This window comes from Yoonia sediminilitoris (assembly GCF_003058085.1).
GTDB lineage: Bacteria > Pseudomonadota > Alphaproteobacteria > Rhodobacterales > Rhodobacteraceae > Yoonia > Yoonia sediminilitoris.
The window spans coordinates 210,761-230,689 of the sequence record NZ_QBUD01000004.1 but is presented as its reverse complement, the minus strand read 5'-3'; the positions used below and the strand labels follow the sequence as shown (position 1 = coordinate 230,689).

At 57.0% G+C, this 19,929-nt stretch carries 20 protein-coding genes and 1 pseudogene; 10 read left to right on the top strand and 11 right to left on the bottom strand.

Translation table 11 applies throughout. The features are described from left to right. Positions 1 to 154: 154 nt before the first annotated feature. Positions 155 to 829, top strand: a complete 675-nt coding sequence (locus tag C8N45_RS11020; RefSeq protein ID WP_108386293.1) for a helix-turn-helix domain-containing protein — start codon at positions 155 to 157, stop codon at positions 827 to 829. Positions 830 to 1,200: 371 nt separating this feature from the next. Here C8N45_RS11020 and C8N45_RS11015 read toward each other — a convergent pair whose 3' ends face one another. Beyond that, a complete protein-coding gene (locus tag C8N45_RS11015; protein ID WP_133175970.1) occupies positions 1,201 to 2,388 on the bottom strand; it encodes a DUF8173 domain-containing protein in 1,188 nt (395 codons plus the stop codon). Positions 2,389 to 2,536: 148 nt separating this feature from the next. Here C8N45_RS11015 and C8N45_RS11010 point away from each other — a divergent pair, with 148 nt between their 5' ends. Continuing rightward, positions 2,537 to 3,022: an Hsp20/alpha crystallin family protein gene (locus C8N45_RS11010; RefSeq protein WP_108386291.1), complete on the top strand. Its 486-nt coding sequence runs from the start codon at positions 2,537 to 2,539 to the stop codon at positions 3,020 to 3,022. A gap of 56 nt (positions 3,023 to 3,078) precedes the next feature. After that, positions 3,079 to 3,918 (top strand): universal stress protein, encoded by an 840-nt coding sequence (locus C8N45_RS11005; protein WP_108386290.1) that lies wholly within the window; start codon positions 3,079 to 3,081, stop codon positions 3,916 to 3,918. Positions 3,919 to 3,956: 38 nt separating this feature from the next. Here the strand turns inward: C8N45_RS11005 and C8N45_RS11000 are convergent, their stop codons facing one another. The 6 genes from C8N45_RS11000 to C8N45_RS10975 all read right to left on the bottom strand — a co-directional run bounded on the left by C8N45_RS11000 (position 3,957) and on the right by C8N45_RS10975 (position 10,011). Beyond that, positions 3,957 to 4,964, bottom strand: coding sequence for an ABC transporter ATP-binding protein (locus C8N45_RS11000; RefSeq protein WP_108386289.1), 1,008 nt, complete (start codon positions 4,962 to 4,964; stop codon positions 3,957 to 3,959). Continuing rightward, on the bottom strand, positions 4,961 to 5,986 hold the full coding sequence (locus tag C8N45_RS10995) for a Gfo/Idh/MocA family protein (RefSeq protein WP_108386288.1): 1,026 nt from the start codon (positions 5,984 to 5,986) through the stop codon (positions 4,961 to 4,963). The genes C8N45_RS11000 and C8N45_RS10995 overlap by 4 nt, the downstream gene beginning before the upstream one ends. Further along, positions 5,983 to 6,822, bottom strand: coding sequence for a carbohydrate ABC transporter permease (locus C8N45_RS10990; protein ID WP_108386287.1), 840 nt, complete (start codon positions 6,820 to 6,822; stop codon positions 5,983 to 5,985). The genes C8N45_RS10995 and C8N45_RS10990 overlap by 4 nt, the downstream gene beginning before the upstream one ends. A gap of 10 nt (positions 6,823 to 6,832) precedes the next feature. Continuing rightward, entirely contained in the window at positions 6,833 to 7,759 is a 927-nt protein-coding gene (locus C8N45_RS10985; RefSeq protein WP_108386286.1) for a carbohydrate ABC transporter permease, read from the bottom strand. A gap of 81 nt (positions 7,760 to 7,840) precedes the next feature. Then, entirely contained in the window at positions 7,841 to 9,094 is a 1,254-nt protein-coding gene (locus tag C8N45_RS10980; protein WP_108386285.1) for an ABC transporter substrate-binding protein, read from the bottom strand. A 14-nt stretch (positions 9,095 to 9,108) separates the two neighbouring features. Next, on the bottom strand, positions 9,109 to 10,011 hold the full coding sequence (locus tag C8N45_RS10975; RefSeq protein WP_108386284.1) for an N-acetylmuramic acid 6-phosphate etherase: 903 nt from the start codon (positions 10,009 to 10,011) through the stop codon (positions 9,109 to 9,111). Between the two features lie 156 nt (positions 10,012 to 10,167). On the opposite strand from C8N45_RS10975, the gene C8N45_RS10970 reads away from it, so the two are divergent. From C8N45_RS10970 to C8N45_RS10945, 6 genes and pseudogenes are all read left to right on the top strand, one after another. Beyond that, complete coding sequence (locus tag C8N45_RS10970; RefSeq protein WP_108386283.1) at positions 10,168 to 11,064, top strand: glucosamine kinase nucleotide-binding domain-containing protein; 897 nt, start codon at positions 10,168 to 10,170, stop codon at positions 11,062 to 11,064. Further along, positions 11,061 to 11,819 carry a GntR family transcriptional regulator gene (locus C8N45_RS10965; RefSeq protein ID WP_108386282.1) on the top strand — a complete coding sequence of 253 codons (759 nt, stop codon included), beginning with the start codon at positions 11,061 to 11,063 and terminating at the stop codon, positions 11,817 to 11,819. Before C8N45_RS10970 ends, C8N45_RS10965 begins: the two co-directional genes overlap by 4 nt. Positions 11,820 to 11,828: 9 nt before the next feature. Beyond that, positions 11,829 to 12,854, top strand: a complete 1,026-nt coding sequence (locus tag C8N45_RS10960; RefSeq protein WP_108386281.1) for an SIS domain-containing protein — start codon at positions 11,829 to 11,831, stop codon at positions 12,852 to 12,854. Continuing rightward, on the top strand, positions 12,851 to 14,020 hold the full coding sequence (gene nagA, locus C8N45_RS10955) for an N-acetylglucosamine-6-phosphate deacetylase (protein ID WP_108386280.1): 1,170 nt from the start codon (positions 12,851 to 12,853) through the stop codon (positions 14,018 to 14,020). The genes C8N45_RS10960 and nagA overlap by 4 nt, the downstream gene beginning before the upstream one ends. Before the next feature lie 579 nt (positions 14,021 to 14,599). After that, positions 14,600 to 14,767, top strand: a pseudogene (locus C8N45_RS23905) (PAS domain-containing protein); the annotation flags it as partial. Positions 14,768 to 14,857: 90 nt separating this feature from the next. Beyond that, positions 14,858 to 15,271 carry an EAL domain-containing protein gene (locus C8N45_RS10945; RefSeq protein WP_245882640.1) on the top strand — a complete coding sequence of 138 codons (414 nt, stop codon included), beginning with the start codon at positions 14,858 to 14,860 and terminating at the stop codon, positions 15,269 to 15,271. Between the two features lie 17 nt (positions 15,272 to 15,288). Here the strand turns inward: C8N45_RS10945 and C8N45_RS10940 are convergent, their stop codons facing one another. Both C8N45_RS10940 and C8N45_RS10935 read right to left on the bottom strand, forming a co-directional pair. Beyond that, a complete protein-coding gene (locus C8N45_RS10940; RefSeq protein ID WP_108386277.1) occupies positions 15,289 to 15,606 on the bottom strand; it encodes a chaperone modulator CbpM in 318 nt (105 codons plus the stop codon). A 4-nt stretch (positions 15,607 to 15,610) separates the two neighbouring features. Further along, on the bottom strand, positions 15,611 to 16,534 hold the full coding sequence (locus tag C8N45_RS10935; protein WP_108386276.1) for a DnaJ C-terminal domain-containing protein: 924 nt from the start codon (positions 16,532 to 16,534) through the stop codon (positions 15,611 to 15,613). 122 nt (positions 16,535 to 16,656) lie between these two features. Here C8N45_RS10935 and C8N45_RS10930 point away from each other — a divergent pair, with 122 nt between their 5' ends. Next, positions 16,657 to 17,511 carry a universal stress protein gene (locus C8N45_RS10930; protein WP_108386275.1) on the top strand — a complete coding sequence of 285 codons (855 nt, stop codon included), beginning with the start codon at positions 16,657 to 16,659 and terminating at the stop codon, positions 17,509 to 17,511. 548 nt (positions 17,512 to 18,059) lie between these two features. On the opposite strand, the gene C8N45_RS10925 is transcribed toward C8N45_RS10930, so the two are convergent. Both C8N45_RS10925 and C8N45_RS10920 read right to left on the bottom strand, forming a co-directional pair. Continuing rightward, complete coding sequence (locus C8N45_RS10925; RefSeq protein ID WP_108386274.1) at positions 18,060 to 19,097, bottom strand: L-idonate 5-dehydrogenase; 1,038 nt, start codon at positions 19,095 to 19,097, stop codon at positions 18,060 to 18,062. A gap of 4 nt (positions 19,098 to 19,101) precedes the next feature. Beyond that, entirely contained in the window at positions 19,102 to 19,869 is a 768-nt protein-coding gene (locus C8N45_RS10920) for an SDR family oxidoreductase (protein WP_108386372.1), read from the bottom strand. Positions 19,870 to 19,929: the final 60 nt, after the last annotated feature.

Here is a 19,929-nt window from a genome sequence, read left to right as displayed (position 1 = left end):
TCCGCTTGTCTGAAACAATAGTTGGGGAATTCACATTCCATTTCTAGCATATTTAGGTTGCGGTTACAAATTGATACAATCGGATACGCGGCCCAACTACCGCCGGATACAAGCACCGCGCAGTTTCTTTCCATCGTCAGGAAAGGAAGCTGCCATGTATGTGACTGACCCTACCCAATTCGTTGAGACTTATGATGATGACAAAATTGTGCCGGAAATTACGCACCGCCGGACGATGACGTTGAAACCCGGGAAACATCTGTTTCTCGAAGGTGATCCGGCCAACCGTATCTATGAAGTGACTTCCGGTGTTTTGCGTCTGACTCGTATGTTGGAAGACGGGCGCAGGCAGGTGATCGCTTTTGGTTATCCCGGCGACACTGTCGGATTTCCAAGCGACGGCTATTATCATACCGATTGCGACGCGATTGTGCCCACAACACTTGTGGTGCACCGCCGGTCCGATCTTGAAACGTCCAAAGGGGATGCGGCGCTGCACCAACGGCTGCTTAGGGCTGCGCTGCGCGAAATCAGCGCGATGCAGGATCACTTCATGATGTTGGGGCGCAAATCCTCGGTTGAGAAACTGGCGTCTTTCCTGATGGTCCTGACAGACCGCGTGGGCACCCCACTGGGCGACTTCACGCAGGTCAGCCTGCCAATGACCCGGTCCGATATCGCGGATTTTCTGGGGCTGACCACTGAAACAGTCAGTCGGACCTTTACGCAACTGCGCAAATCCAAGATCGTTGCGATTGACCATATCAATACGGTGATCATCCTCAAGCCGAAGGCCTTGCGCAGCATTGCAGAGGGTCAAGACGACTGAAGCGGACACAAAACGAAAGCGACATAGGGTCCTGACCCTAACAACCCTGTTTCTGCAAATCGCGCAAAAACAGGGTTTTTGCATGCTTTGACACTTTTTGCTCTTAGGGTCGAAACCCATTCATCCTGCGCCGTCAGCGTGGATTTCACGAAATATCAGTGGGTAAAGGGCGTCTTGGAAACGATCCAGAGAATCGTTTCAGCCCTGAACAGGCGGATCCCCGGCTTGCGCTGCAAGGCAGGGTATTGCGCAGCAATGCCCGAGAGGGGGCGTTACATCTGCTTGAAGGTAAATGACCATTCCTGCGCAGATGTGCCTTGTCAGAGAAAAAATCTGACAAACTGACGATGCAGGATGAATGGGGCCTGACCCTAGTCCGGTGCCTTGTCGCGCATGTTCAATTCCAAAGCCGGGTCAGGGTCAGGGATGAAAGAGGACAAGAGCCAAGCGGTGATTGCACCCACTCCAAGCAGTACCAGCGTATAGTTGATGACCCAGCCCACGAATGGAATGAAGTTCAAAATCGCCACAGCGACAAGCGCGCCAGCGACAGCCAGTAGCCTGACCCCGACAGACGGATCAGGCGCACCACCGAACGCCACCAGAATGCGCCGCGCCACAGCATAGGCAGCCAGCAGATAGCCCAGCGTCCAAGCAACAACGATCAGCAGCAACGCGAACGGAATGAAAGGTATCCCGATCAGCGTCAGTGCAGCCACAGGCACCACGCCAAACAAGGCCGACAGGCCGATGACCCCCAGCAAAAAAGTCTGCAACGGCTGGGCCGTGACCCGTACACGCAATCGCTCCACTCTCTTGGGAGCAAATGTCAGGAATACCGCCGCGACGAGCAGCAGGAAGATGGTCGTGATCAGGAATGCCGAAAACAGCGACATCCAGATCGGCAAGCCAGGCATCTCGACCCTGTCCCAATTGCGTTCCAACTCTGCAAAGACCTCATCGCGGTCCCAGTCCTCAAGAGTGATCCGTTCTGCCGGCAGTACACGTACCGGGACCGGCTTGCCGTCCTCAACCGACAGGATGAGATTGCCATCAATGCGCGCTTGCGGCCCGTAGGTCACGCTTTCAGCCACGATCCACGCTTCGCCCTGCACTGGCGCGTTCAGGTGGATGTTACCCCCCATGGCCGTCAGTGCGCCCGCAACAGGCCCTTCAATCGTCAGGTTTCGCCCAAAGAAACGCAAGTTGCCGTCTGTGATTGCATCAGCCGTGCTGCGCAGGCTAAAACCCGCTGCCGTCACATCCTGTGCGACGGGCGCGCCAATCGTGATGCTGCTGCCAGCCGCATACAGATTTCCACCCACCTGCGTTGAAATATCCAGATCAAATCCAGCAATATGAATATCGCCACTGGCACTGCCTGAGGTCGTAATGGCGCTGCCCGCCGCAAACACGTCGCCGGGGGCAGACAGGTTCTTGGTGACAGACTCGGCTGCGATAAATGTATCACCGCCATGGGTGCGGCTCATCTCTTGGGCGGAGGCCGGGCCAAGTGCGGTGGCCAGACCAACGATGACGCACATTAATAGCTGTCGCATGGCGCATTCTCCTGAAAATAGACGGTTGCCCCATATCTAGCCGCCCTGCCATGCCCGGTGATTGAGCAATATCAAACCGGTGCCACGCTTGCTGGCATAGAAACAGTAGGACACGACTGGGTGTCGGATCAGAAAATGGAGACGCGATATGGACACCAAAACCCCTTCTGTCCAACCGAAAACAACGCCGCCGCAACCGTTCTTTGAACAGCTTCAGCAGGAAATGGAACGCATGCTGGACCGGATTCGCGGCTATCCACGCATCAATGAAGGACTGTCGCAGCTTGGCATGGGAGCGGCCCTATCGCCCGCCATCGATATGGCCGAAACTGATGATACACTTGAAATTACCGCCGAAATACCCGGTGTTTCGTCAGACGATCTGGACGTCAGCCTGAACGGTGATGTCCTCGTCATCAAAGGCGAGAAATCGCAAGAACGCACCGAAGACGAAAAGGACTACCACCTGCATGAACGCAGCTTTGGCAGTTTCCGCCGCCAGATGCCTTTGGGCTTCACGCCTGCCGATGATGCCATCGATGTCACTTTCGCTGACGGGGTTCTCAAGCTGACCATCGCAAAGCCCGCAGAAGCCAAGACAACCCATCGCAAGATTCCGGTCAAGTCAGCCTGACAAAAGCCAGCACCCGGCCCATTGGCCGGGTGTCTTCAATATAGGGAGTATCCATCATGACCTTGCGTACCATCCTCGTTTGCCTGACCAACACTTCTTCTGCCGCCGACGTGATGAAATGTGCTGCAATCCTCGCGCGGCGCGACAATGCGCATGTCATCGGGTTGCATGTCACGGAGTCACTGATCGTTTATCCCAGTATTGCAATGCATATCCCCGACATAACCTACCAGACCTTTGCGACCAGCCAAAAAGGCCACACGCAGGATCTAAAGGACATATTCGATGCACAGACCCGGGCAGAGGGTTTTCCCAGCGAATGGCGTCATCTGGCCAGTGACACGGCGACCGTGGCCGACCGCATCGTCGAAAGCGCCCGCAGCGTTGATCTGGTGGTGATGGCGCAGGAAGACGACAGTCACGACCGCACGATGATGAACAACCTGCAAGAGCGCGTCATCCGCGAATCCGGCCGCCCGGTACTGGTCATCCCGCGCGGTTATCAGGCTGACACATTGGGCGACACCGTCGTTCTGGGGTGGAGCCCCACACGCGAAGCAACCCGCGCCGCGCATGACATGGAACAGGTGATCAGCCCGGACGCAAAAGTCAGCATATTGCGGATCGACAAGGCGACTGGCGACGAATTGTCGGACTTTGACACAAATGACCTTGCTGCTGCATTGGCGCGTTACGGACACGATGTGTCGGTTATCCACCGTGAACAGGCCGGCGAAAAGGTCGCTGACGTTCTAAGCCATGAGGCATTCGAAATCGGCGCAGACCTTCTTGTCACAGGCGCCTTTGGCCATTCGCGTACCTATGATTTCGTCATCGGTGCGGTGTCGCGTGCATTGTTGAGCGATGCAAAAATCCCGGTCCTTTACTCAAAATAGAAGGGGTGGGGGGCGGTGTAACGTGCCTGTTGCGCAATTCACCGCCCAAAAGGGACGCGTTGACCATCCACGTCAAAGACAAAGGCATTGGCGTCATCAAAATCCAGTCCGACAATGTCGCCCACGGCAGTCGGGTCCTGCCCGAACAGGCGCACCGTGACGGTTTCGTCCTGGTCCGTGACGACCAACAGGTTGGTGTCACCGCCCAGCCGTTCAACATGCGTGACCCGTCCATTGACGCGCCCGGTCTGTACCAGCCGCAGATGCTCTGGACGGACCCCGAGGGTGCCGCCGGGCGGTATATCCACTGGCGCTTTTGTGAGGAAATTCATCGCAGGTGAACCCAGAAAACCGGCTACAAACCTGTTGGTGGGATTATTGTATAATTCCATCGGAGTGCCCACCTGTTCAACGCGGCCATCCCGCAGAACGACGATCTTGTCCGCAAGCGTCATGGCCTCGGTCTGGTCGTGGGTCACATAAATCATGGACGCACTCAGCGTGCGATGCAGTTCCGCAATTTCAATGCGGGTATTCATGCGCAAAGCCGCGTCCAGATTTGACAGCGGTTCATCGAACAAGAACAGCTTTGGTTCGCGGACAATCGCGCGCCCGATGGCAACCCGCTGGCGCTGTCCCCCCGACAGATCGGACGGGCGGCGGTCAACATAGGCGCCCAGATCAAGCATCTGCACCGCCTTGTCGACCCGTGCCTCAATCACCGATTTTGGCTGCTTTTCCTGCTTTAATCCCAACGCCATATTGTCGCGCACGCTCAGATGAGGGTAGAGCGCATAGGACTGAAACACCATTGCGATCCCACGCTTGGCGGGCGGGATGTGGTTTACCACCTGACCGCCGATTTCAACGGTTCCCGCCGAGGCATCCTCAAGCCCTGCGATCACCCGCAGCAAAGTAGATTTGCCGCAGCCGGACGGACCGACAAAAACCACAAATTCACCGTCTTCAACGGTCAGGTTGATATCCGACAGGACTTCAACATCCCCGAAAGACTTGCAGACATTGGTCAGGGTCAGGGCGGTCATTGCGCGGCTCCTAGTTCTATGGGGTGACCCGTGCGGATGCTTTCATCCGCCGCCAGACAAATGGCCAAGGATTGCACCGCATCATTCATGTGTCGTGTCAGATCTATGTCCTGCAAGATTGCATTGATCATGAACGCCTGCTCAGCATCACAAAGTGCCTGATGGCCGGGTTCATCGGGCATCTCGATCAGTTGGTCGCAGCTTGGGCGATGCACCAGAATGCCACCGACCTTGGTATGGCCGTCAACATCGTCCGATGCGCCCTTGTTGCCATCCGTGATGGAAACCGCCCCGTTGGGCGATACCACATCTTTCACGAAAAAGGCTGTTTCAGACATCATCGGGCCCCAACCTGCCTCGTACCAGCCGACAGAGCCGTCAGAAAACCAAACCTGCAACTGGCCATAGTTATACATATCCGGCGCAAGTTCATCCGAAAGGCGCAGTCCCATGCCGCTCACCCTGACGGGTGGGGCGTCGGTGATCTGGCACATCACATCCACGTAATGCACGCCGCAATCAACAAGCGGGCTGGTGCTTTGCATCAATGCCTTGTGTGTTTCCCAAGTGGGTCCGGTCGACTGCTGGTTCAGGTTCATACGAAAAACGAAAGGGCCACCCAAACCACGCGCCTCGGCAATCAACCTTTGCCAACTGGGGTGATGACGCAGGATATAGCCAACAACCAGCTTGCGGTTCAGCCGTTTGGCAGTGGCGACAACACGCTGTGCGTCTGCAACCGCCGAAGCCAGCGGCTTTTCGACAAAAACGTCAGCCCCTGCCTCCATCGCCGCAATGGCATAGTCCGCGTGACTGTCGGAATAGGTCGCGATGCAAACCAGATCAGGTTTCAACGCAAGACCCTGTTCGAAAGTTCGAAAGCGCCGATAGCCCGCAAGTTCCGCGGGCAAATCCACATCAGAACGGTTCACCAAACCCACAATTTCGGCGTTTGGATGCGCGTGATAGGCAAGCGCATGGCTGCGCCCCATATTGCCAAGGCCTGCGACAAGTACCCTCATTTCACTGCCCCCGAAGTGATACCCCTGATCAGTTGGCGCGAAAAGATCACGTAAAGTACCATGACTGGCAGAATGGCAAGGGAAAGGGCGGATAGAACAGCGTTCCAGTCGGTCACAAACTGGCCAATGAAAACCTGACTGCCCAGCGTCAGCGTCTTGACCTCTTCTGCGGGCGCCAGGATCAGCGGAAACCACAGGTCGTTCCAGATGGGAATCATGTTAAAGACCGCAACCGTTGCCATCGCTGGCCGGACAAGCGGCAGGACGAGCCGGAAAAAGATGCGATATTCCGACAGACCGTCAATGCGGCCCGCGTTTTTCAGGTCATCGCTGACCTGCCGCATGAATTCGGAGAGGATAAAAACAGCCAGCGGAAGCCCTTGGGCCGTATAGACAAGGATCAGAGCCCAGAGCGTATTCACAAGGCCGGTCTGCACCATCATTTCAAGAATGGCGACAGTCCCGATCCGAATGGGGATCATGATCCCCAATGCCAGATACAGACCCATCAGAAGATTGCCCCTGAAACGATATTCAGCCAGCGCAAATGCCGCCATCGCACCGAACAACAAAATGAAGAACAACGACCCTACCGTGACGATCATCGAGTTCTGAAAGTACAGGAAAAAATCCCCTTGCTTCAGAACGGTCTCGTAACCGATCAGTGAAAAACTGTCGGCGTCAGGCAAGGCCAATGGTTCGCGAAAGATCGCTTTGCGGGTCTTGAAGCTGTTGATCACGATCACAAAAACCGGAAACAGCGCGATTAACGTATAGAGGATCAGGGCGCCATGTGCGGCGGCTGTATTCAGGCGGTTCTGGCGGGCAATAGTCATATCAATCTCCTCAGAACTGATAGCGGCGCATGCGCGACTGAATCCCGAACAGATACAGGCACACACCGATGAGGATGATGGCAAACATGGCCGACGCGATGGTGGACCCCATGTGCGGGTCGCCTAGTTGCAGCTGGAAGCCAAAGAACGTGCGGTACATGAACGTGCCCAGAATATCGGTCGAAAAGTCCGGCCCTGCCAGCGCGCCCTGTGCGGCATAGATCAGATCGAAAGCATTGAAGTTGGCAACAAATGTCAGGATCGAAATGATTCCGATCGACGGCAGGATCAGGGGCAGCTTGATTTTCCAGAATGCGGACAGGCCGGTGATTCCCTCGACTTCGGCCGCCTCAAGGATTTCGTCCGGAATCGACAGGAGTGCAGCGTAAATCAGCATCATCGGGATGCCCACAAATTGCCAGACAGACACCAATGACAACGTCGTCAGCGCGTATGCTTCCTTGCCGAGCCAAGGTGCGTAAAGCGATTTCAGGCCGACCGCGTCCAGCATCCCCGGCGCGATGCCCCAGATTGGCGACAGGATCAGCTTCCATGCGAAGCCGACGATTACAAAGCTAAGGATCGTGGGGATAAAGATCGCGGAGCGGTAGAAGGCAGCAAAGCGCAGCCTTGGGTGACTCAGGATTGCCGCGAGCGCGATGCCGATGGGATTTTGCACCAGCATATGGACCACGAAGAACCAGAAGTTGTTGCCAAGAGCATTCCAGAACTGGTTCGACCAGACCGTTTCACCAAACAGTGTCCGAAAGTTCTGCAAACCCACAAACACGCGGGTTTGGTCCACTTCTGTAAACAGCGATAGCCGCAGCGTGTTGAACAGCGGATAGATCATCACCGCCGTATAGACCAGCACCGCAGGCGCCAGAAAAACGACAATGTGCCATCTGAACTTTGGTTTTTGCGGCTCCACTGCCATGGGGAATCCTGACGTTTGCGACTGGTGTGATGGGGATGCGCGCCGGTAGGGCATGTGCCGCCCGGCGCGCAGGTTCAGGACTTACTTTTGCGGGTCGTACCAGCTTGCCAGGCCTTCCTGCAGGCGCTTGCCTGCGTCCTCGGGGCTCTCTTCGCCCTTGATCACAGCCACCGACGCGTTCCATGTATCATTTTCAAGGTTCGGCGTGCCGCGCGACAGGATCTGATATGTTGACCGGATCGAGCTTTCGCATTCACCGCGCCAAGAAATGAATTCCTGCGCCAGTGGATCTTCCAGCGTTACCGGCGTGGAAGACAGCGGGAAGAAGCCCGGCAGCGCATTGGCAAAGATCGTCGCAAACTCCGGCGAACCCACCCAGTTCAGAAAGGTCTTGGCGGCTTCCGGGTTTGCTGTTGCCGCGTTCATCCCGATCCCGATGTCGGTATGGTCAGAGATATAGCAGGTATCGCCTGCATTCTGCACCGGCGGATAGAATGCACCCATTTCAAAGTCGGCCAATCCATTGAAGCCCGAAATTTCCCAAGATCCGGTTGGATAGATCGCCGCGCGGCCAAGGGTAAAGATATTCTGGCTGTCAGGATATGTCTGGGCCTCGAACCCGTCCCCCAGATATGCGCCCCATTTAGCCAGTTGACGGTACGGCGCCACCCATGGCTCATCCGTCAGTTTCTGCTCACCCGACAGAAGCGCCAGGCGCCCCTCTTCGCCTTTCCAGTAGTTTGGCCCGATGTTGTTATAACCCATCGTGGCCGCTTCCCACTGGTCATTGGTGCCCATCGCCATCGGGATATAGCTGCCGTCCTCTTTGATCTTGTCCAACGCGGCAAAGAACTCGGCTTCGGTCGTTGGCTCTGCGATACCCAGTTCGTCAAACGCCTCCTTGTTGTAGATAAAGCCATGAATGACTGATGCCATGGGGACGCAGAATTGTACGGAGGCGTCATCCGTGCTCCAGCCTGACTTGGCGACAGGAGAGAAATTCGCCATGCCTTCAATGTCGGTGATATCGGCCAGATGTCCTGCCTCGAACAGCGCCAGCGACGCATCAAACGGACGGCAGGTGATGATATCGCCCGCCGACCCTGCATCCAGTTTGGAATTCAGAACAGCGTTGTATTCTGCGGGTGCAGAAGGGGTGAAGTTCAGCTTGATACCCGGGTGCGCAGCTTCAAATGCTGGAATGATTTCGTTTTGCCAGATCGCCAGGTCATCATTGCGCCAGCTTTCGATGGTCAGCGTGACATCCTGCGCGTTGGCAGTGCCTGCGATAAATGTTGTGGCAAGCATGGCCCCGATGAATTTGGACTTTGTCATGTTATTCTCCCTTATTATACGATTTGGTTTTGGTTGGACTTCAGTGATTGAAAGCAAGGGGCCAGATGGCCCTGATGTATGGCCAAAAGCTGTAGTGCCTCTTCAGGCGCACTGCCTGACGCGACAAGAATGGCCGGTTTGGTCGCACCTTTGGTACGCGCCAGCGCATCCTTGGCCACCTGCAACGGCACGCCGGCAATCTGTGCCACGATACCCTCAGCCCGCCCCACAAGTTTGGTGTTGTCAGCGACAAGATTGACCATCTGGCCCTGAAAGACATGGCCCAAGCCAATCCCCATCAATGAGGACATGACGTTCAATGCCACTTTCTGCGCGGTTCCGGCCCCAAGACGGGTTGATCCGGCAATCACCTCGGGCGGGGTGGCAAGACAGACCGGAAGATCAGCCATGTCCAGCAATGGTGTGCCGGGGTTATTTGCAAAACCAATGACAGTTGCCCCTGTCGCCTTGGCCCGGTGCGCGATATCGAGGGCATAGGGCGTCTTGCCGCTTGCCGTCAGGACAATGAGCACATCGCCCGGCGTCATTTGCTGTGCAACCTGTTCGCCTGCCGCGATGTCATCTTCTGTATCGCCGGGCATGATCCCATCGACGGGCACGCCGCCTGCCATGTGAATGTGGATCGCTTTTGCCGGAAGTCCGAATGTGCCCGACAGTTCGCACGCATCCGCAAGCGCCATCAAACCCGAACTGCCTGCGGCTGCATAATGAATGTGGCGCCCCGCGCGGACAGCCGATTCCATGAGTACTGCACCTTGTGCAATCTCGGCCGACACCGCGCGCACGGTGGCCAAAGCAGCCTGCTGGGCGTCGAGCATCATCGCTACGGCATCCAGCGGGGCACACGCATCAATAGCATGTCCGTCAGGCACTGTTTCTGTGGTCGGCAAGCGCATAGAGAATCCCCTTGGATCAATCTAATACCTTTATAAGACCTGTTGTCCACAAAATTATGTAAATGTTGTAATTCTGATAGTGGATAGGCAAAAGCTGCGATATATGAACGCAAAATGGCGCTATCTTTCCAAGAAGAGGTATTGTAAAGGTATCTAATGACGCATCCGACTCAAACATTGCTGGTGGCTGTCGATGGTGGCGGTACGGGATGTCGCGCGGCCATTGGCACAGCGGCCCAAGGTATCCTTGCGGGGGCAACCGGTGGGGCAGCAAACGTGACCTCTGACGCCCGCGCGGCAACTGCCAACATCATCAGCACAGTGAATGCCGCAGCGGCCAAAGCGGGCGTCGCGGTTGAAACATTGGAGCGGGCGCAGGCGCATTTGGGGCTTGCTGGCATTATGACACCGCAAGACAGTGCGCGCATCGCCGCCGCCTTGCCCTATGGACACACGACCGTAACGGATGATCGGCCCACGGCCCTGACCGGCGCACTTGGCGGCGAAGACGGCTTTGTTCTGGCTGTGGGTACCGGTGCCTTTGCTGCCGCAAAGACGGACGGTACTTTCCGCACCATCGGCGGCTGGGGGCTTCAACTGGGGGATCAGGCATCCGGCGCGTGGCTGGGGCGTGCGGGATTGCAGCAGGTCCTTTTGTGCCACGACGGTTTGGCCGAACACACCGATCTGACGCTTGCCTTGTTTGCGATGTTTGACAATGACCCAAGCCGTGTCGTGGCATTCGGCGTCACTGCGACACCGGGCGATTTCGGCACATTTGCCCCAAGGATCATAGCGGACGCGTCGACTGGCGATCCTTGGGGGCGCGCCATCATGAAAACCGGCGCGGATCATCTGGCACTTTGCCTGGATGCATTGGGCTTTGCGCCCGGCGACACCGTTTGCCTGACAGGTGGTGTCGGGCCGCATTATGCCGCCTATCTGCCGACGCGGGTGCTTGCAGGGCAGACCGCGTGCCGGGGCAGTGCGCTGGATGGCGCGTTTCAACTCGCAAAATCCGCTCTTTTGCAATCATCCGGGGACTGCCAATGAGCGTTGTGAATTTCCTCAGCCCTGAAAACTGGCTGCAACCGGACGCCGGCCCAAGATACGTTCAATTGCGAAAACGTCTGAGCGAAGGGGTTGATCAGGGGCTTTTGAAAGCAGGCAACCCTTTGCCCCCGGAGCGCGAAATTGCGAGCATCACGGGGCTTTCGCGTGTGACGGTCCGCAAGGCGATCCAGTCGCTTGCCCAAGATGGCATTGTCGTTCAGAAGCAGGGGTCAGGGTCATTTGTGGCATCTCACACCCCGAAAATCGAACAGTCCCTGTCACGGCTGACGTCGTTCAGCGAGGATATGGCGCGCCGGGGTATGATGTCATCAAGCGCTTGGCTCGAGCGTGGCATCTTCATGCCGTCACCTGATGAAGTTCTGGCTTTGGCACTGTCACCCGATGCGTCCGTATCACGGCTGGCGCGGCTTCGCGCCGCCGACGATAAACCGATGGCGATTGAACGTGCATCCCTGTCGACCGAGGTGCTGCCAGACCCTTTGCTGGTCGAAAGCTCGCTTTACGAAGTGCTTGAAGCGTCCGGCCTGCGGCCCGTGCGCGCCTTGCAGAAAATTTCAGCCATCAACCTTGCCGACGACACTGCAAAGCTGTTGGACGTCGCACCCGGCATGGCGGGGCTGCGGATCGAGCGGACCTCATACCTGCCTGACGGCCGTGTTGTCGAATTCACCCAATCCATCTATCGCGGAGATGCTTACAATTTCGTGGCCGAACTTCGCCTTGCCAAAGAGTAGGAAGACCATATGACCACCACGCAAATGCGTCAGGAAGTGCTGGAAATCCCTATCGCAGCGGCGCGACTTCTCGCGCACGGGGGCGACGATATTCGCCGTGCGGCAGCTGCCATGCGTGCGCGCGACCCGCAATTTCTGGTGAGCGTCGCACGCGGATCGTCTGATCATGTCGCCACCTACCTGAAATATGCATCCGAGCTGCTGACCGGCACGCCAATTGCATCTATCGGGCCATCAATCGCCTCTGTTTACAAACGCAAGCTCAAGTTGGATGGCAGCGTCTGCCTGTCGGTTTCCCAATCCGGCAAAAGCCCCGACATTGTTGAAATGGCACGCATGGCGCGTGACTGCGGTGCCCTGTCGATTGCCATGACAAACCACCCCGACAGCCCATTGGCGCAAGTGGCCGATCATACTCTTGACCTGCATGCTGGTCCTGAAATCAGCGTTGCCGCGACAAAAACATTTGTGAATTCTACGATTGCCGGCATCTGGCTTCTGGCTGAATGGGCGCAGGATGACGCACTGCTGCGCGCTATCGCCGATCTGCCTGCGGTACTTGAAAAAGCGGTCCAGAATGACTGGCCGACGGCCCGCGCGGCCCTTGGCGCACGTCAGTCCGTCTTTTGCCTGGGCCGGGGCCCATCATATGCAATCGCGAATGAGGCAGCCCTGAAATTGAAGGAGACATGCCAAATCCACGCAGAGGCATATTCCTCCGCAGAGGTTCTTCATGGCCCGGTGTCAATTGTTGACAGCGGTTTTCCTGTTATCGCACTTGCCGCACAAGACGACGCAGAGCAGGTTCTTGCGCAGGTCGTAGACGAGATTGCATCCAAAGGGGCCGTCGTATCGGTTACAAGTGACAAGGCAAGCAAAGCAACGCAGTTGCAAGCCACGCGATCGGGCCATCCGCTAACTGATCCGATCGCGCTGATAGCCAGCTTTTACGCGATGGTCGAACAGGTGGCCGCATCGCGGGGGATCAACCCCGACGCCCCACGCCATCTTATGAAAGTAACCGAAACGGTATGACAGATGTCGTTAAAGCCATCGTCGGGGCGCAAATCCATGACGGGGAAAGCCTGTATGACAATCACGCTTTGGTGGTCACACAGGATGGACAGCGCAGCATCCGCCCACGCGATGCGGTCCTGCCTGACTGGCCGCTGGAAACACGCAATGGTGGTTTGATCGCTCCCGGCTTTGTTGACCTTCAGGTCAATGGTGGCGGCGGTATCATGTTCAATGATGACCAATCCGTTGGCGCTCTGCGGACAATCGCACGCGCCCATGCCACAATTGGAACGTCGGCCCTGTTACCAACGCTCATCACTGACACGCCGGAGCGCACTGCCGCTGCAATTGACGCCGTTGAAATGGCGATTGCGGAAAAGGTCGCGGGGATTGTTGGCATTCACCTTGAGGGGCCACATTTGTCGGTTGCCCGCAAGGGCGCGCATGACCCGGGCCTGATCCGTCCCATGACGGACGATGATCTTGGGCTGATCATCCGCGCGGCGGAACGGCTACCAAATGTCATGGTCACTGTGGCCCCCGAAAACACCACAAATACCCAGATCAGCAAGCTGTCAGACGCGGGCGTTGTCGTCTCGCTTGGTCACACCGATGCGGATATGGCAACCTGTTTGGCCGCATTTGACGCGGGCGCACGATGTGTCACCCATCTTTTCAACGCAATGAGCCAGTTGCAGGGCCGTGAGCCCGGTCTGGTCGGCGCGGCGATGCTGCGCGACGATATTTATGCCGGGATGATTGCCGATGGAATCCATGTACACCCTGCGTCACTGCGCACTGCCCTCGCTGCAAGGTCCAACAATGACAGGCTTTTCCTTGTGACTGATGCGATGGCAACGGCTGGTTCCACGATCAAGCAGTTTCAGCTCAATGGCCGCGATGTCTTGCGAAAAGACGACCGTCTTACGCTTTGCGATGGCACCCTTGCCGGGGCCGATCTTGAGATGGCGCAAGCGGTGTCTGTCATGGTCAACGCGGTCGGCGATGACATGGCCAGTGCGGTCAGGCGGGCGACCACAACACCGGCTGGGATTTTGCGGCATACAGATGATCTCGGGCGTCTGACCAACCCGTCAAACCCTGTTGTTTACATGCGCGGTGGGCGAGCAGCCCCTGAATTTATTCTGTTCGATCAAGCTCGCTCTGAAATTGCAGGTAGGTAAAAGCTTCATGAAATATCCAACGGTGAAGGCGGCCAATAAAGCGTCATCAAGCCTGTTTGGATAGCAAAGGCCATTATGTCCTGTTTGGAAGAAGCCTGTGACCACGAGACCTGCTTTTACCCGCTGATTGCCAACGACCGGAAATGGCGTCTTCGATGCATTCGGGGCCAGTCTGGTACTGCGCGATTACCACAGGATGATTGCGTGGCAATCAGGTTTTTGCGGACATGCTTGCGGCGCCCAAGTCACAGATCATCGGGGAACTGCTCAAAAACTTTGTGCCGGTCGTGGACCGCATTGCGCTGAATGATTTGAAATATGGTCAGTCGGAAACGCGCGGGCAGTTTCCGGGGCGACGGACTTTTTTTGCTCAAACCCGGTTCAGGCTTGGTCAGGGATGTCGATCTATACATCGTGGAGCCACCGGCCAGCGCGGGGTTTGACCCCAGCGCCACCGCGCTTGTCGTATTTTTGCGTGACAGGTTGCGACGAAAGCCAGTCATTGACGCAAAGACGCAGGCCATTATTTGATCAGCTAACCCGTACCCCGATACCCGCGCAACATGGTATTCTGATAGCTGGTTTCAGGCGCTCGGTTTCGTAAAAGGCGAACCGGAAGACTCTCTTGATACATTTGTGTCGCTCTTGCATCGGGATGATATCGCACAGGTGTTCGAAGTTTTTGAAAGCGGCCCGCAAAGCGAAAACCGGCGCTATAGCGGTCATTTTCGACTGCGGCGCAAAGACGGATCTTATGCCAGGATCGGGCCCGCCGGGCGGGTTCTTGGCCCAGAAATCATTTGCTCTGTCAAAGAGCTTGGAAAACTCGGCAGTACAGTGACTTTCGAGCTTCTGGAATCTATTTTTCTTGAGGAAGAAGGGCCGACCTTCAGCCAACACATCGATACCCTTGAAGAGAACAACATCGACATTGATGTCGATGACTTCGGATCAGGTCATGACTCTATCATTTGTGTGATGAATGTTGCGCCGGTTACGCTCAAGATTGACAAGCGTCTGATCATGCCAATTCGCGACGACCCCGCATTTGAGGCGCTGGTCGGGGCTATCGTCGGGATCGGTCAGACCCTGAAAATTGATTTGACGGCCGAAGGTGTGGAGTCTTTGGAACATGCCCGAATGCTGCGGGATTTGAGGTGTAGGACCTTGCAGGGTTTTGTCTTCGCGCGCCCGATGCCCGAGGACGAGCTTATTGGGTTCATGCGTGCCGACAGGAACACCGATCGGTAGTGTCTGGGCTGTCGTGTTCAGGCATGATCGTAGGTATCAAACATCGCCAGCTTGCGGGCCAGTGCGTCGCGTTCTTCGATCAGGTCCAGCACAAGGCCGACACCGGCAAAATTCAGGCCCAGATCACGCATTAGCCGGCTGGCTTTGCGGGCCCGGGCAATGTGTGCCGGTTCAAATTGCAGCTCTGTCGACGGTTTGGCAATCGGGGTGACGATCCCATGCTCGACCAGCCCCAAAACCCAATCAGCGTTGGTGTCACAGAAAATGGTGAGCTCTGATAGCGTCAGGGTCTCGATCATATCGACGGATGGATTGCGTTTGACGGCCTTTTTCATGATCTCATGCTCCTAAGTTTGATCGCGGATCATAGCTGGATTCGCTTGCCAACTGGCGGTACAGGTCGCGGGCCTTTTGCGACAGGTTTGGCGGGTTCACGATATGCAGCACAGCGTACAGATCGCCCTTTTGTGCGCCGGGCAATCCACGACCGCGCAGGCGCAATTTCTGGCCATGCCGCGCATTTGGGGGGATTTTAAGGTCCACCTTGCCTGTCGGTGTCGGCATTTTAACCTTGCCGCCCAAGGCAGCTTCCCAAGGGGTGACGGGCAGGGCTACAAAAAGATCGCGCCCCTCTATCCTGTAAACAGGATGGGGCTGAAACGCGATTTCGACGAACAGGTCGCCACCAGCGGTCCCCAGCCCTCGTAAACGCAGTTGTTGACCCGGCATGACACCTTTGGGAATGGTCAGATCAATCGTGCGTTGCTCCATCGTGACGTGACCTGTCTGGTCAAGCTGCGGCATTTGCAGCGTCACCGCCCGCTTGGCGCCAGCGACGGCATCCTCCAGCGGTATTTCGATGCGGGCGTGTTGATCGCGTTGCATTGCTGACCTGTCAAATCCACCACCAAATCCACCGCCAAACCGGCCACCAAAAAAGTCGCGGAAACTGTCGGCATTGATGTCGCGGTCATCAAAGGCAAAGCCGCCACCCCACCGCGACCCCGCACCGGCTCTTTGTTGGTCGGGCTCAGGGCGCGGCTGATCCCAATCAGCGCCGTAGCGGTCATAGGCGGCCCGGGATTCCGGGTCGCTCAGGACCGAATAGGCCTCTCCTGCGGCTTTGAACTTTGCATCCGCATCGGGATCAGTGGCGACATCCGGGTGATATTTGCGCGCCATCTTGCGATAGGCCCGCTTGATGTCGTCAGCGCTGGCGTCACGCGGCACGCCAAGCGCTTCGTAATGTGTATTGTCAACCATAGTTCTGTCCCGCTTGGTCTAGTCATGTCTAGCCAATCTGCACAGCGAATAGTTTGACCTATCTCAATGTTAAATGCTTTGGTGGCCTTAAGGTGACGATGTTTTAATCAAAGAGGTCCACCATGCAAAATGCAACCATTCTTGCCCTTCAGGGCCCTAACGGCAGGGATGCCGACCTTGCGCCCCTGATTGATGCGGCAATAGCAAACAACGGGCGTTTGTCCGTTTTGCATGTCGGGCCTGTCCCGCTTTTGCCTGCTTATTCGGTTGGCGCGGCGCCCTATGCGGTGCCCTACATGCCAGATGACTGGGTCACAAAACGCAATGCCATGATCGAAAAGATGGCAGAAAAGCAGACCCAGACGCGCGAATTGCTGAAAAAGCAGGGACTGACAGGTGAGGTAGCCACTTTATGTGTCGAACCCACGGGATTGCATACACAAATCGGTGTCCGCGCGATTTTTGCGGATTTATCTGTGGTGCTGAATAGTCTGCGCGAAGAAACGACCGCCTTTGAAAACACCGTCTACGGGCTTCTTTTTGAAGCGCCGGGACCTGTCATTTTGAACTCTGAAAAGAAAGCCAAGGCGCTCGCCCCCGAGAACGTGCTGATTGCGTGGAACAGCAGCCTGCCAGCCGCGCGCGCTGTGCGCGGTGCCCTGCCTTTGCTGCGGTCTGCCAAAGAAGTGACCGTTGCCTGCATTGATCCGGACCCCAAGAAATGGGCCGACGGTGAAAGCCCCGGTGCTGATCTGGCCAGTTGGCTCAGCCATCATGGTTGCCGGGTGACGGTGCAGGAATATGCGAGCGGTGGCAAAAAGACATCGGCTGCAATCATGGACAGAGCCGCAGAAACCGGCGCCGACTTGGTGGTCATGGGGGCCTATGGGCGTAGCCGTCTGAACGAACGCATCTTCGGCGGCACCACCCGCTCCATGATGGAGCAGGAAAAAATGCCTGTATTGATGGCCCATTAGGGTCAGGGCCCATTCATCCTGCGCCGTCAGCGATGATTTCACGAAATATCAGTGGGTAAGGGGCGTATTGGAAACGATCCAGAGGATCGTTTCAGCCCTGAACGGGCGGAGCCTCGGCTTGCGCTGCGACGGGCATGGTTATTCTGTGGACAAGCGGCGTACTCCGCTGAGATGATGTGAAATCAACACTCTGCGGGCTTGCCCACAGCGTTTCGCCTTGGACCTGATCCACAGCTTTCCGGGAAACACCGCGCAACGTTCATATGTTGTGGGCGTTTCGCTTTTATCTGATGCCTCAGGTCAAAGGCGAAACGCTTCAGGGCTCCGCCCGTTCGCGCCTGAAAAGGTCCCCCGGACATCTTGTTGTTCCTGCGCAAACTCCCGCTGATCCGCTGCCCTGCAGGGTATTGCGCAGCCATGCCCGAGAGGGAGCGTTAAGTCTGCTTGAAGGTGAGCGACCATTCCTGCGCAGATGTGCCTTGTCGGAGAAAAAATCTGACAGACTGATGATGCAGGATGAATGGACCCTAACCCTAGCGGGCCAGCTCTTAGCCTTTCGCAAAGATAATCTGTGTTTTCATCGCCTGACTGCGATCATTGGCCAGGACAAATCCTTTTTCCGCGTCTTCCAACGTAACACTATGCGAAATCAAGGGTTTCAAGTCGATCTTGCCGCTGCGCATCAGCGCAACGGCGTCGGCGAATTCTTCGTGAAAGCGGAACGATCCGCGCAGATCAAGCTCTTTGGCGGTCAGGGACTGCATCGGGATGGTCATATCACCCCCCAATCCCAATTGCATGACAACACCGCGCGGGCGCATCGCCGCAATCCCTGCGGCCAGTGCGGGTGCGGCCCCTGAACATTCGTAAAGCACGTCAAAATAGCCTTTGCCCGTCTGATACTCTGTCAGATCGCTGGCATCCGTGGCCATGTTGATGGTCCGGTCGGCCCCCACGGCTGTCGCGAAATCCAGTGCGCTATCCATCAGGTCGGTGACGACAACCTGTGCTGCACCTGCGGCGCGGGCGGCGAGCACAGACAGCGTGCCAATCGGCCCCGATCCGGTAATCAGAACCCGCTTGCCAAACAGGTCGCCCGCCCGGCGCGTCGCGTGCAGGCAAACAGCCAAAGGTTCGGCCATTGCCGCCTCTGCTGCGGTCAGCCCATCCGCCTTGACGCATTGGGTGGCGTCGGCGACCAGCACCTCGCGGAAGGCGCCCTGAATATGGGGAAACGGCATCGCGGAGCCATAGAACCGCATGTTTTCGCAGTGGTTGCGCAAGCCAATCCCGCAATAGTGGCAGGTGCCGCAGGGCCGCGACGGGGACACAGCGACAAGATCGCCAACCGCAAGCCCGTCAACCCCGGCCCCCAGTTCGGCCACATGGCCCGCCACTTCATGGCCTAGGATCATCGGCTCTTTGATCCTGATCGCGCCAAAACCACCGTGGTTGTAGTAATGCAGGTCCGACCCGCAGATACCACCCACAGCCATCCGGATCAGCACCTCGCCCGCACCGGGGCCGGGCATGTCAATTTCTTCGAGCCGCAGGTCTTTTGGGGCGTGGATTACGAGTGCGCGCATGGGTCTAAAGGCTGGCGGTGATGCCGCCATCCACATAAATCGTCTGGCCATTCACAAACCCTGACGCGGCAGAACTCAGGAACACGCAAGCGCCCACCAGTTCTTCGACCCGCCCCCAGCGTCCTGCGGGCGTGCGCTTTTCCAGCCACGCGCTGAATTCGGGGTCAGCGACCAAAGCGGCGTTTAACGGCGTGTCGAAATAGCCCGGCGCGATGGCGTTGCATTGCAGGCCGTATTTGGCCCAATCGGTCGCCATGCCCTTGGTCAGATTGCCAACCGCGCCCTTGGTGGCCGTATAGGGGGCAATGCCGGGCCGGGCCAGCGACGTTTGCACTGATGCGATATTGATGATCTTGCCTGCGCCACGCTTGATCATATGCCGCGCCGCCGCCTGACCCACATTGAAAACAGAGGTGACATTTGTGGTCATGAGCTTGGCGAACATATCTGCGGGATAGTCTTCCAACGGGGTGCGAAACTGCATGCCCGCGTTGTTGACCAGAATGTCTATCGGGCCTGTGTCCGACTCAAATCCGTCCACCGCTGCCTGAACGGCGGCGTGGTCTGTGGCGTCAAATGCCAACTGATGCACTGTAGCACCCGCCGCCTGCAAAGCGGTCGCCGCCTGGCCGAGTTTTTCCGCGTCACGCCCATTCAACACCACAGCGGCCCCGGCCTCGGCCAGCCCCTTTGCCAAGGCAAAACCTATCCCTTGCGAGGACCCGGTAATCAGTGCGGTTTTTTTGTTCAGATCAAAGAGGGTCAGTGACATATCAGGCTTTCTATTCGCTTTGCACCCCGACAGATACCAAGAAAAAGCGAAGATCGCCAT